Origin of the sequence: Fusobacterium necrogenes, from assembly GCF_900450765.1 — a bacterium.
In the GTDB taxonomy this organism is placed as follows: Bacteria; Fusobacteriota; Fusobacteriia; order Fusobacteriales; family Fusobacteriaceae; genus Fusobacterium_A; species Fusobacterium_A necrogenes.
Genome location: NZ_UGGU01000003.1, coordinates 1,810,294 through 1,823,280, shown reverse-complemented (window position 1 = coordinate 1,823,280; position 12,987 = coordinate 1,810,294). Strand labels below are relative to the sequence as shown.

Here is a 12,987-nt window from a genome sequence, read left to right as displayed (position 1 = left end):
TAAATAATTTTTGTATTTATTTAATTTATAACGATTAATTTTGATAAATTTTCAACGAAATAAGAACTGATATAACTTTGATTCATCTCTTCTTACTAAATATTGTTTTTTATTATAATCTATTCACTATTGATATCGATTCTTTATTCTTTTATTTATTTCTCTCCTATATCTATCAAAAAACCATCCATATTTATTAAAATAATATATTGAGGATTGAATTGTAATATTTCTTAATTTTTTACTTTTATATGTTCCCCTTTCCCATTTATGAAAAATCTGTGTTTCAGGATACATAACAGTTTTATAGCCCTTTATTGAAATTCTTCTTGAAATATCTGTTTCTTCCAAATACATAAAAATATTGTCATCAAAATAACCAATTTCTTTAAAAACACTTGTTCTAAACCCCATAAAACATCCTGAAATATATGGAACTTCTATAGTTTTATCATAATTTGTGAATCTCATTTCATAATTATCATTTATTTTCTTTACCCATTTCCAACTTGGTAAAAAAGCTCTAGAAAATAAGTTAAATGGAGTAGGAAGCAATTTACAAGCATATTGAATTTCTCCATTTAAATGTAAAATTTTAGGCATCATTAAAGCCACATTTTCATTTTTTTCTAAAAAATCAACCATTTTTTCAAGTTGCCCTTCCTCATAATAAATATCTGGATTTATTACAAAATGATATTTTGAATTCTCTTTTTCTGCTTTTTTTATCGCTATATTATGTCCATATCCAAATCCTTTATTTGAGTTATTAAAAATATATTCTATTCTTTGATCTCTACATATTTCTTTAATTGTATCTATTTCAGAATTATCACTAATATAAAGTTTTATATCCAAATTTGTATTTAAAAAACTTGATATAGCCTTTCTCAACTCTTCAATATTATTATTATAAGTTACAATAGATCCTGTTATTTTCATCTTCACTCCCATAAATTATTCAAATCTCATATCTCCATATAAACTTTTCATTATTTCAGGTTTTATCTTAACTAACAACTTAAAAATAAAACTTGGAAACTTTATTAAGATTCTTTTCTTATTTTTTTCTTTTATTATCTTTTCCACTATCTCTTTTATAGAAACATCTCTATCATCTTTTGGAATTGTTATTCCTAATACTTCTTTCTCTATTACTTCATTCGTTATTTTTAATAGCTTATTTATTTCAACTAATGTCCTTTTATTCTCAATATAATTAAATGGTAGTATTGGTAGTATATCTACTAACTTTTCTAATCTTCTCATATTTCCTGGACAATTTTTTCCATATACCATTGGTGGTCTTAAAATTGAAATTTTAAAATTATCCCCCTCTAATTTTCTTAAAATTTCTTCTGCTTGCCACTTACTCTCTGCATAAGGTGTTTTAGGGTTAATTTTTGAATTTTTATCTAATATAACTTCTTTATAAATTTCCCCATGAGTTCCATATACTGCCACTGTACTATAAAATACAAAATGTTTTACCCCTTGCTTTTTAGCTTCTACTGCTACTCTTCTAGTAAGCTCTGTATTTACTTCAAAATACTTCTCTCTAGGAGCTCCTTTCATTTGATGAACTAAAGCAGCTAGATGTAATACTGTATCTACTCTAGTAAAATCTATTTCTTCTGGTTTTACTTTTAATAAATCCATAGGAATAATATTATATTTATCTTTATATCTTTCCATAAAATTACTTCCTATAAATCCAGAAGCTCCTGTTATTAATATTGTTTTCATTTTGATTATCTCCATACAGTTATATTCTCTTATTTTTAAATTTTTCTTCTCCTAATAAAACTACTCCTACTGTTCTAACCATTATTTTTAAATCTAATAATAAACTAAAATTCTCTACATAATAGACATCTAATTTATAACGTTCACTTAATGGTAGATAAATATTTCCACAAACCTGTGCTAATCCTGTCATTCCAGGAAGTACATTTAACCTTTTTGAGATCTCTTCATCATAATCTTTTAATGAATCTATTCTCTCTGGTCTTGGTCCTATTAGACTCATATCTCCTTTTAAAACATTTATTATTTGAGGTATTTCATCTATTTTTGTCCTTCTTAAAAATTTACCAATTCTAGTAACTCTTACATCATCTTTCATGACTTCTTTTCCTTTTATCATGACTTCTGATCCGAGATTCATTGTTCTGAATTTATATATTTTAAAAATTTTCCCCTTTAATCCAGGTCTATTTTGAAAGAAAAATACTGGTCCTTTTGAATCTAACTTTATTAATAAAGCTATTAAAAAACCTATAGGAAATAATATTATAAGTATTAAAAATGAAACTACCATATCAAATATTCTCTTTAATAATTTTTGCATCTTTACTCTCCTATAGTTTCTACTGTATATTCTATTGGTAACAAATATCCATTTAATAATTCTATTGAATTTTCTTCATACTTTTCTACTTTCTTTGCCTTCCAAATAATAATTTTTTGATTATCTTTTTTATAAAAAGCTCCTGGATAAGGATGAGTAACTGCCCTCACTAATGTTTCTGCTTCTTCTACTGTCATTTTATTTTTTATTTCCCCATCTTCTGGTTTACGACCTTCCCAATAAGTTGCATCTTCTTCTTGTTGCTCTTTTAATTCTAATCTATCATTTATAATATCTTCCCAATATTTCTCTATCAATTTTATGTGTGATTTATTAACTTCTCTATATAATTCTGTTGCAGTTATCTCTTCTGTTAAGGGTATCTCTACTTGACCTAAGATTTCTCCAGTATCTACCCCCTGATTTAATTTAAACATTGTAACACCAGTTTTATCTAATTTCTTTAAGATTGCCCAAGGAATACTTGCTCTCCCTCTTCCTTCTGGTAATAATGTTGGATGCATTCCAATACACCCTTTTTTAGGTGTATTTAATAAGTCTATCTTAGCTATTTGAGACCATCCTATTATAAATAACCAATCAATTTCATATTTTTTCAAAATTTCTATTACTTCTATATCATTTACATTATTTATTTTTAGTAATGGAATATTATTTTTAGTAGCTATATCATCTAAATATATTCTTCCTGATTTATCTTTAGCTTTTTCATCTTTTAAAGTTACTAATAAATCTAACCTTCCTCCCATTTCAAGAATTTTTTCAATACAACTCTTTCCTAATTGTACACATGTTATAAATCCAAATTTCATATTATATTTTCCCCCTTAAAATCCTCTTCTAAAAACACTTTCAAAAGCTTCAGCATAATATAATCCAGCTTGTCCGCCTCTATAGCCTGCTAATCCTGCTATAAACTCATTACTTCTTGGGTGTGGATAATCTCTCATCACTCCTCTATAACTATTTAATGCTTCTATTTTTTTTTCAAGTGCCTCTTTTCCTATTTCAACAAATAAATTTGGATTAAACTTATTCATACCATTATTAAGTGTCCATTCAGTAGCTGATGGTACTTCCATAAATAAAAATTCCTTTATTGGAGCTACATCATTTCTTCTTTGAAATAAACGTACTGCAGCTTGACAAGCTAAAGATGTATGTAAATGATCATTATTTAGATCTGAAGGATGATGTGTTATTATTACATCTGCTTTTGTTTCTATAATTACCTTTTCAATAAATTGAACTAACTCTAAGTGTGGAATTATATTCAATTGAATATTTGGAAACTCTCCACAAATAAACTTATTAACATTTAATATTCTCATACTAGTATTTGTGTCTTGTTCTAACTCTTCATCACTAGGTCTAAATTTACGAGCCATTACATTTCCTGACAATATACATACATTTACTTCTTTTCCCTCACTAGCTAATTTATACATTGTTGCTCCAGCACCTAAAACTTCATCATCTGGATGTGCACAAACTATTAAATATGACATTCTTTCTCTTCCTTTCTATACACTACTTCTTCTTTCTAATATTCTCCCCATATCTACCATAACGTTAGCTGATATCTTACTTTCACTTCCCACTAAGACTCTATAAGATAAGTGAGCATAATCCCCTATCTCACAGTTATGTTCAATTATACTTCCTGTATTTATAATTGAACATTTCCCTATTTTACTTTCTGGATTAATAATTACCATAGTTCCTATTAATACAACTTCTTCCATTAGTCATATTTCACTTCCTTATACGACACTACCAACTCCTTCATCACCTCTTTTATATGTCTTACATCTGGGTTATGTATACACTCTTCAAGTTTTATAAAGAACTTAGTAATATCTATATTTCCATCTTCTATCTTAGTTATAAATATCTTCTTATTATCTGTCTTAACTGCTGAGTTTACATCATATAGTAGCTCTTCAAAGAGTTTTTCTCCCGGTCTTAGACCTACCACATCTATACCTACATTGGCATTTGATAGTTTTATCATTCTCTTAGCTAGATCATATATTCTCACTGGTTTACCCATATCCAGTATAAAGATCTCTCCCCCATTACCTAAGCTTCCAGCCTCTATTACAAGTTGTGCTGCCTCTGGTATAGTCATAAAATATCTAGTTATATCCCTATGAGTTAGTGTTAGATTTTTTCCTTCCTCAATCAATTTTTTAAATATTGGTATTACCGAACCATTACTTCCTAATACATTTCCAAATCTTACAGCCATAAACTTAGTGTTTTTAGATATCTTATTCATATGTTCAATAACTAATTCACAAGCTCTTTTACTTGCTCCCATTAAGTTTGTAGGGTTTACTGCCTTATCTGTAGAGATAAGTACCATTCTCTCTACCCCATATCTATCAGCACACTCTGCTACCTTTTTAGTTCCAAATATATTATTTTTTATAGCTTCTTCTGGATTATGTTCCATGAGAGGTACATGCTTATGAGCTGCTGCATGGAATACTACATTTGGTCTATACTTATTAAATAAAAAATCCACCTTCTCTTCTTCTCTAATATTACAAATCTCCGATATCAAATTCAAATTAGGATATCTTCTTTTTAATTCTAGCTCTAAGAAATATGTATCATTTTCATTTATATCTATAATTACTAATTTTTTAGGATCAAATTTTGCTATCTGCCTTGAAAGCTCTGAACCTATACTTCCAGCTCCACCAGTTACAAATACTATTTTATTTTCTATAATTCCCCTAATACTTCCATCATTTATTACTATCTCATCTCTTCCTAACAAGTCTTCTATTCTTACACTTCTGATCTGACTAGATAGTGGCTTGTTCTCTATCATCTCTGATAATGCAGGTACTGTCTTTATACTTATATTCTCAATTCCTTGTAGTTTATCTACCACTCTTCCCAATTCTGTTCCATTCATTGAGGGAATAGCTATAAGGATCTCTTCTATTTTTTCATTCTTTATTACCTTATCAAAGCTCTCTTTATTCCCTAATACAGGAATGTTATATATAGATGTTCCTATTTTTTTGAAGTCATCATCTATAAAACCTACTAAATCATATGGAAAACTCGAGTTTAATAGATACTCTCTTGCTAACATCGCTCCAGCTTCCCCAGCTCCATATATAACTGTTCTTTTTTGTTTCGAACCATTTTTCTTATGTTTTCCATAATATTTTTTTAATCTAAAGATATATCTACACAAAAGTTGTACTGAAACTGATAATATATATATCATTACTATTGTTGTTATAGGAAAACTCCTATCTCTATTTATTAACATAACTATTACGAATACAAACGCTGTAACTAAATTCAAAACTAATAAGTTTAGAACATCCAGTATATTAGTATAACTCCAGCTTTTATCACTCATTTTTATGTATATATATCCTATTAAAAATATAGCTAAGTAAGTTGCTACATACTCAATCCTTAACTCCTGTATAGCAAAGAAGTCATATTTTAATATAAAAGCAAAAATTATAGAAAAAATTACTCCTAAAATATCTAAAAATACCTTTACAAAATTCCTTTTATTTATCCAATTATATGCTGGGAGATTGTTACTCCTCTCGTACATCCTTTTAAAAATTTTTGAAAGTAACATTTGAATAAGTGAAAATCCTAAAAATGCTATAAAAATAGATATATCTTTATAAAAGAAAAGAAATATTACAAAAATTATAATATTTACTAGAATAGAGTGTGTTTTTGGTTTTTTAGAAAAGTCTAAATTGTCGGTTATATGATAAAAAAACAGTAGCAAGGCAAAAAGTCCATATGCTGCTGTATTCATACTAAATCCTGTAAACATAAATATCATCTGGTAAGCTATAAACAATAATATTGAATAAAAAATTTTGATATTCATATAAATACTCCCTAATTTTTTTGTTCCTTTATATTTTACTACTTTTCTTAATAAAGTCAATAGTATAAAATTAAAATTAGATTTTATTTAGCTTTTGTTCATTTTTATAATCCTTTATGCATAAAATATTATTATTGATAATATACAAAAATTAAGAGAATAGGTTTTCTATCCTCTTAACTTCCAATCAATATCCTACTATTTTTTCCAAGTCCTTTTTTAAAGAGTAAAACTATCAATGTTGATAAAAAAATTGTTACAATACCTAAAGTTAAGCTCTGCAATATCCCTATCCCAGTATGATATTTTTCCCAGAATAGTAAAATAAAATAATTATGTATAAAAAATATTCCAAAGCTACACTCTGCTAATAGATTTAAAATTTTCTTTATTCCATCTCCTAAAGCATTATTTAAATTTTCTAATTTTATAAAAAGTCCTAAAAAGAAAAGACAGATAAAAAATTTTTCAGGGACTACTAAATCAACTCCTTTTATTTCAAAGATACTTTTTTGTGTTGTCTCTAAGATATTATATTTAACTTGAAAAATTAATGTTATTAACCATATAATTCCCAAAATTAATGTATTTCTTTCTAATATCTTTCCTATTTTTTCCTTGTTCATTGATACATATATCCCTAAACAGTAAAATGGTGAAAAATATATAAAAGCTTGAAAGAGATTGATAGTTAGATCCCTTATAGGTCTTTGAATTATCATGCTTATAATCAATAATAAAAATATTATTACTTTTTGCTCAGTATTCTTTAGATTGATAAATTTAACAAATATAGGTGAAGCTAAAAACAATAACATAGCAAATGGAATATACCAAGTTGCTGTGAGAGCATTCCCAGATAGGTAGTATAGTATTATATATAAAACCTTACTTTTTTCATATATATATGAATCTAAATTGTGCTGTGAAACTACATATATAAGGCCTGGTATGACTACTATAGTATAGGGTAAAAGTACATTTTTAAACTTATTTTTCATAAATTTTTTATAATCAAATCCTCTCCTATAGAATATGTGATGAAATAGAAAGCCTGATATAAATACGAAAGGGCTTGTTCCACCTTTTATAACTGCTTTTACTATCTTTTCTGTTACTGTACTCTCAGGAAAATATAGAAAATGTCCTAATACAACCATCAAGATAGCAAAGCCTCTAAAATAATTAATATAGTTTAAATACATCTGTACCTCCCATAAATTTTTTAGGATTTTAGCATATTTTTTTGTCATAACAGGCTCAATTTTTTTAATTTTTCCCTCTGTCTTAAAAATTGAGATAGAGAAAAACTTCTTTATATTATAGACTCTTTAATAACATACTCTCATACCCATGCCTTAATAACTTATCAAACTCCTCTTCCTTAGGTTTTTTAAGGTTAGTAGGATAACACTCTGCCCATCTACACTCCTTAATACTCAAACTATTATTTATTCTTTTTAACTTTCTCCATTCCTCCATTTCTCTATCTTTTAATATTTCAAAAGCACTCTCTCCTATTCTGATATATACTCCATTTTTCTCTCTTTCAATATACTCTTTATAAAATCTACTATTGAGACTATCAACTTGCTCCATTGAAATATCTAAGAGTCTTTTTAAAGCTCTGACTCTTCCAAATATTTTCCTATATACAACAAACTCCTTACTACCAGCCCCAGCATCACTCACTATATAGTAATTCACTTTTTCATCCTCTCTGAGTATCCTCTGAAATATCGGCTCCAGTCCAAGATTATCATAGATTCCTCCATCCCATAGGTGAAGTTTTCCCTTACTTGGTTCTATTTTCTTCTCTCCATATCTATCAAACCATTCAAAATTATCTCTTTTTAATTCATACATTCCTATTAAAATTGGAAATCCTGCTGATGCAGCAACTGCTTCCGCTATATCCAACTCCTCTCCATAAAAATACCCAATTCTGTTATCTCCACATCTTTCCTGAGAAAAGAAGAATCTCTTTCCAGTCTCATATGTTACAGCATTGATATCCCATCTAGGATTTTTAGGCAGTTCTCCTAATTTTCCATTCATTCCCCAAAATATTTTCATAGTATTAGCTAATTTCTTACACTTAGTATCTAATATATGTGGTATATCTATTATACTTCTCAATATAAATCGTCTTTCTATATCCTCACTCAATATCATTCTTCTTATACTAGGTAGTACTCTATCTATGTACTCATCACTACTTACCCAATGCATATTATTGTTCGTATACATAAGAGCTAGAGTTATACTTCCCCCTGATACTGAAGATACATATTCCACATTTTCTAATAATTTTTTCTCAGCTAAATATTTTAATACTCCTAGATGAAATATTATAGCCCTCATTCCACCACCAGATAGTGCTAAGCCTATCTTTAATCCATTTCTTTTCATATTATCACCTCCTTTTATATCAAAATAGCTATATCAAGTAAAAGAGAGAATAGAAAATAGGGTTATTAAACCAGAGGGATAAAAGATTAAAGGGAATGCTGTAGTTCTACAACATTCCCCTTTTGTTTCCTATTCTATAGGATTTTGCTCTAAGTAATACTGATAGGCAACTATGAGTTCTTTATATTTTTCTATTGTAGCTAGAGATGAATTTTTAGATTTTAATTTCTTTTCTACATCTGCTTGCCATTCATCATAACTAGTGAAATTTGTCTCTTCTGGCAATGGCTCTGAAGCTTCCTTCATCTCTGCTATATGTTCCATTACAGCTGTATAATTCTGCACCTCATTTTCTATAGCTGCCTCTCTTTTAATAGTATTTTGCATCTTTTCAACTTCTTTTTGTACTGTTGCTTGTATTGACATAATAATTCCCCCTCTTAATTTATTTCCTTGGTGGCCTCCTTTGGATACATATATAATACTATTTTTTCTTTTTATTAAACAGAGCACTAATCTTAATTATTATTAATTAATGGAAAATATCTTTTCTAGTTTTACTTCAATATAAAAAGGGTAGGATTTCTTCCTGCCCTTTCTTTTATACATTAATTTACTTTATACAACATTCATTTTTATTGCCTTAAACTTACAAGCATCAAAACAAATTCCACATCCTACACATTTGTCAGTAATTACGTGATGCTTTTCTTTTACTGCTCCTTCAATAGCAGATACTGGACATTTTCTAGCACAAGCTGTACATCCTATACAGTTATCTTCTATAATCTCAGCTTTTCTAGGCTCTATATCACTAACTATAGCTTTTGTAGGACACTTAGTAGCACAGATTCCACAAGAGATACATTTAGCTGGATCTATCTTAGCTAAATTATTCTCAACTGTAATAGCATCTACTGGACAGTTCTTAGCACAGATTCCACATCCTATACAAGCCGTAGTACAAGCTTTTTTAGCAACTGCTCCCTTATCTTTAGAAGAACAAGTTACAGTTACCTTTTTATTTTTTGGTAACATAGCTATTACACTCTTAGGACAAGCTTTTTGACAAAGTCCACAAGAGATACACTTATCTTCATCAACCTCAGCTATACCTCTTTTATTTACTTTAATGGCATCTACTGGACAAACTTTTTCACAATCTCCATGACCTAAACATGAGTAAGCACAAGATTTATCTCCGCCAGCATAAAGTGTCATAGCTGCACAAGTTTGTAACTCTCCTTCGAAATCATATATCTTAGTAGTTCTAGTATTATCACCTTGACATAATACTCTAGCCACTATTTTTTCAGAAGAAACATCTACAGATGCTCCCATAATCTCTCCAATTTTAGCTGCCACAGATGCTCCACCAGGTGCACATAGTGACATAGGTACTCCCTCTTCTACTATTGCAGCTGCATATCCAGAACATCCTGGAAATCCACATCCTCCACAGTTTGCTCCCGGAAGAATCCCACCAATTGCTTCTATTTTTGGGTCTACTTGTACCTCAAACTTAATAGACGCGAACGCAAGGAATAACCCCATAGCAAGTCCTGTTACCCCCAACACAATAGCTGGTATTAATACTGCCTCCATATTAACCTCCAATAATTTTTAAATTTGCATACCACTGAATCCCATAAATGCCATAGCAAGCAATCCTGCACAGATAAAGGCAATTGGAATCCCTCTAAATGGTGCTGGAATTGCTGAATACTCTATTCTCTCTCTAATTCCAGCTAGTAAAACTAATGCTAATGAGAATCCTACCGCAACTGCAAAACCATTTACAATTGTTTCAATGAAGTTATATCCCTCTTGAATATTGATAATTGCAACCCCTAGCACTGCACAGTTTGTAGTAATAAGTGGTAGGAAAACTCCTAATGCTTTATATAGTGATGGTGATGTCTTAGCAATAGCCATTTCAACAAATTGAACTAATGCCGCGATTATCAAAATAAAAGCAATAGTTTGAAGATATCCCAATCCAAATGGAGCTAATAAAAAATGATATACAAGCCAAGTAACTGCAGAAGCAATAGTTATAACAAATGTTACAGCCATTCCCATTCCTAAAGAAGCATCAACTTTTTTAGATACTCCCATAAATGGACAACATCCTAAGAACTTAGCAAAAATAACGTTATTTATAAATATTGAACCAATAATTATACCGAATAAACTACCAAAACTCACGATTATCCCTCCTTACTCTTTTTCATTTCAAGATAGTTAAGGAAAGCTTTTATAAAGGCAATAGTTATAAATGCCCCTGGAGCTAATATGAATATTAAAGCAGGTGAATATGATTCTGGTGTTACTCTTAATCCAAATATAGTCCCGTTTCCTAAAACTTCTCTAATCACTCCTAATACTGTCAACGAAAGAGTAAATCCAAGTCCTGAACCAATTCCATCTAAGAAAGACGCAAACACACCATTTTTTGATGCAAAACTTTCAGCTCTTCCAAGTACAATACAGTTAACAACAATAAGAGGAATAAATAATCCTAGCACTTTATATAGCTCTGGAGTATATGCCTCCATTACCATCTGTACAATAGTTACCAATGAAGCAATTATCATAATATACGCTGGGATTCTTACCTGTGATGGTATAAAGTTTTTAAATGCTGAAATCAAAAGATTTGAACAAGCAAGAACCGCAATAACAGCAATTCCCATTGAAAGTCCATTTATAGCTGAACTTGTAACTCCAAGAGTAGGACATAGTCCTAAAAACAACACAAATATAGGGTTTTCTTTAAAAATTCCAGACATTATTATTTTTCCATAATTAGTTTTCATTATTTACTCACCCCATTATAAGCTTTTAATGCTCTCATAAGCCCCGTATAAACAGCCTGCGGAGATATTGTAGCACCAGCAAAAGCATCTACTGATTTATTGAACTCATAAGTTGAATCCTTTCCTACCCAATGATCTTGCCACTCTATTCCTGCTACCTTAGCTCCTAGACCAGGAGTTTCAGATTGATTTGTTACTCTTACTCCAGCGATCTTTCCATCTAAAGTAACTCCTAAGATAAATGTTATATCTCCAGCATATCCTGGTTGTGCTACAGTTGTTACATATCCAACCTTAGCTCCATTTGCATCATATCCAGGTACAAACTCTAACCCTTCTGATGTCACAGCTTCTTCAGCTTTAAACTCATTAGCCTGAGTTAAAACTTGTCTCTTAGCTTCATTTTGAGCTTTTTCATTATTTTGTGCAATAACTGTCTTTGTAAAATCATTAACTAGTCCTAATATTCCTGCTGAGATTGCAGCTATTACTAATAGAACTAATCCGTAATGTATAAATCTATTTTTCATTAGCTTTCACCTCACCAAATTTCTTAGGTCTTGTATATCTATTGATAAGAGGTACAACTCCATTCATTATTAAGATAGAGTATGCAACTCCCTCTGGATATCCACCTTTCATTCTAATCATAGAGATTAAAAGTCCTAAAAGTAATGAATATATAATTTTTCCCTTTGAAGTATGAGGACTTGTAACCATATCTGTAGCCATATAGAAAGCTCCTAAGAAAAGTCCCCCTGAAAGTATGTGCATTAGTGGATCTCCACCCATTGCCCAAGTTAATACAAATACTGTGGCAATTATTGTAACAGGTACTCTCCAATCTACTTGTTTTTTATAGATTAAATAAATTCCACCTATTAATAATGCAAGTGCTGAAGTTTCTCCTAAACTTCCTCCCATTCTTCCAATAAAAGCTTGAACATACTGATTTCCACTCTCTAGTAAAGATTCATTTAAAGGAATCCCTCTTTTCATAGCATCAAGTACTGTAGCTCCAGCTTTTCCATCATAAGCAAATGTAGTTATTGCTACTGGCCAAGAAGCTTGTACGAATGCTCTTCCTACTAATGCTGGATTAAATACATTGTGTCCAAGTCCTCCAAATACCATTTTTCCAAGTCCAATAGATACTACACACCCTATAATTACATATTGTAATGGCATAATAACTGGAATTACAAATGAAAATAATATTCCAGTAATAATAGCACTTCCATCAAATATAGATGGCTCTTGCCCCATTACTCTTTGACAAAGATATTCAGTAACCATACAAGTAAGTATAGATACTGCTGTTACTATAAATGCTCTTATACCAAATACATAGATAGCAAACAAAAATGCTGGTATTAGTGATATAATTACATCATACATTACTTTTTCAACTGTTTCTGACGTTCTTATATGAGGTGATGGCCCCATTTTCAAAATATTAGTCACTTTTCCCTCCTGATAACCTAATAACAATAGTTATT

Annotated in this window: 15 protein-coding genes; all 15 read right to left on the bottom strand. The window is 29.9% G+C overall.

Annotated elements, in window-relative coordinates; translation table 11 throughout:
- Positions 1–126 precede the first annotated feature (126 nt).
- Positions 127–942: a glycosyltransferase family 2 protein gene (locus tag DYA59_RS08695; protein WP_115271228.1), complete on the bottom strand. Its 816-nt coding sequence runs from the start codon at positions 940–942 to the stop codon at positions 127–129.
- Positions 943–957: 15 nt separating this feature from the next.
- On the bottom strand, positions 958–1,746 hold the full coding sequence (locus DYA59_RS08690; RefSeq protein ID WP_245943728.1) for an NAD-dependent epimerase/dehydratase family protein: 789 nt from the start codon (positions 1,744–1,746) through the stop codon (positions 958–960).
- A gap of 19 nt (positions 1,747–1,765) precedes the next feature.
- Positions 1,766–2,350 (bottom strand): sugar transferase, encoded by a 585-nt coding sequence (locus DYA59_RS08685; RefSeq protein ID WP_115271224.1) that lies wholly within the window; start codon positions 2,348–2,350, stop codon positions 1,766–1,768.
- Between the two features lie 2 nt (positions 2,351–2,352).
- Positions 2,353–3,183, bottom strand: coding sequence for a formyltransferase family protein (locus tag DYA59_RS08680; protein WP_115271222.1), 831 nt, complete (start codon positions 3,181–3,183; stop codon positions 2,353–2,355).
- Between the two features lie 15 nt (positions 3,184–3,198).
- Entirely contained in the window at positions 3,199–3,879 is a 681-nt protein-coding gene (locus DYA59_RS08675; protein WP_115271220.1) for a PIG-L deacetylase family protein, read from the bottom strand.
- A gap of 15 nt (positions 3,880–3,894) precedes the next feature.
- Complete coding sequence (locus tag DYA59_RS09615; RefSeq protein ID WP_115271218.1) at positions 3,895–4,116, bottom strand: LbetaH domain-containing protein; 222 nt, start codon at positions 4,114–4,116, stop codon at positions 3,895–3,897.
- Positions 4,116–6,257, bottom strand: a complete 2,142-nt coding sequence (locus DYA59_RS08665; RefSeq protein ID WP_115271217.1) for a polysaccharide biosynthesis protein — start codon at positions 6,255–6,257, stop codon at positions 4,116–4,118. Before DYA59_RS08665 ends, DYA59_RS09615 begins: the two co-directional genes overlap by 1 nt.
- 176 nt (positions 6,258–6,433) lie before the next feature.
- Entirely contained in the window at positions 6,434–7,462 is a 1,029-nt protein-coding gene (locus tag DYA59_RS08660; protein WP_172606966.1) for an acyltransferase family protein, read from the bottom strand.
- A 115-nt stretch (positions 7,463–7,577) separates the two neighbouring features.
- Positions 7,578–8,669, bottom strand: coding sequence for a patatin-like phospholipase family protein (locus DYA59_RS08655; RefSeq protein WP_115271215.1), 1,092 nt, complete (start codon positions 8,667–8,669; stop codon positions 7,578–7,580).
- 129 nt (positions 8,670–8,798) lie between these two features.
- Complete coding sequence (locus DYA59_RS08650) at positions 8,799–9,095, bottom strand: hypothetical protein (RefSeq protein ID WP_115271214.1); 297 nt, start codon at positions 9,093–9,095, stop codon at positions 8,799–8,801.
- 192 nt (positions 9,096–9,287) lie between these two features.
- A complete protein-coding gene (locus DYA59_RS08645) occupies positions 9,288–10,274 on the bottom strand; it encodes an RnfABCDGE type electron transport complex subunit B (RefSeq protein WP_115271213.1) in 987 nt (328 codons plus the stop codon).
- A gap of 18 nt (positions 10,275–10,292) precedes the next feature.
- A complete protein-coding gene (rsxA, locus tag DYA59_RS08640; protein ID WP_115271212.1) occupies positions 10,293–10,877 on the bottom strand; it encodes an electron transport complex subunit RsxA in 585 nt (194 codons plus the stop codon).
- A 2-nt stretch (positions 10,878–10,879) separates the two neighbouring features.
- Positions 10,880–11,488 carry an electron transport complex subunit RsxE gene (rsxE, locus tag DYA59_RS08635; RefSeq protein ID WP_115271211.1) on the bottom strand — a complete coding sequence of 203 codons (609 nt, stop codon included), beginning with the start codon at positions 11,486–11,488 and terminating at the stop codon, positions 10,880–10,882.
- Positions 11,488–12,018, bottom strand: a complete 531-nt coding sequence (locus DYA59_RS08630; RefSeq protein WP_115271210.1) for an RnfABCDGE type electron transport complex subunit G — start codon at positions 12,016–12,018, stop codon at positions 11,488–11,490. The genes rsxE and DYA59_RS08630 overlap by 1 nt, the downstream gene beginning before the upstream one ends.
- On the bottom strand, positions 12,008–12,952 hold the full coding sequence (locus DYA59_RS08625; protein WP_115271209.1) for an RnfABCDGE type electron transport complex subunit D: 945 nt from the start codon (positions 12,950–12,952) through the stop codon (positions 12,008–12,010). Before DYA59_RS08625 ends, DYA59_RS08630 begins: the two co-directional genes overlap by 11 nt.
- Positions 12,953–12,987 lie beyond the last annotated feature (35 nt).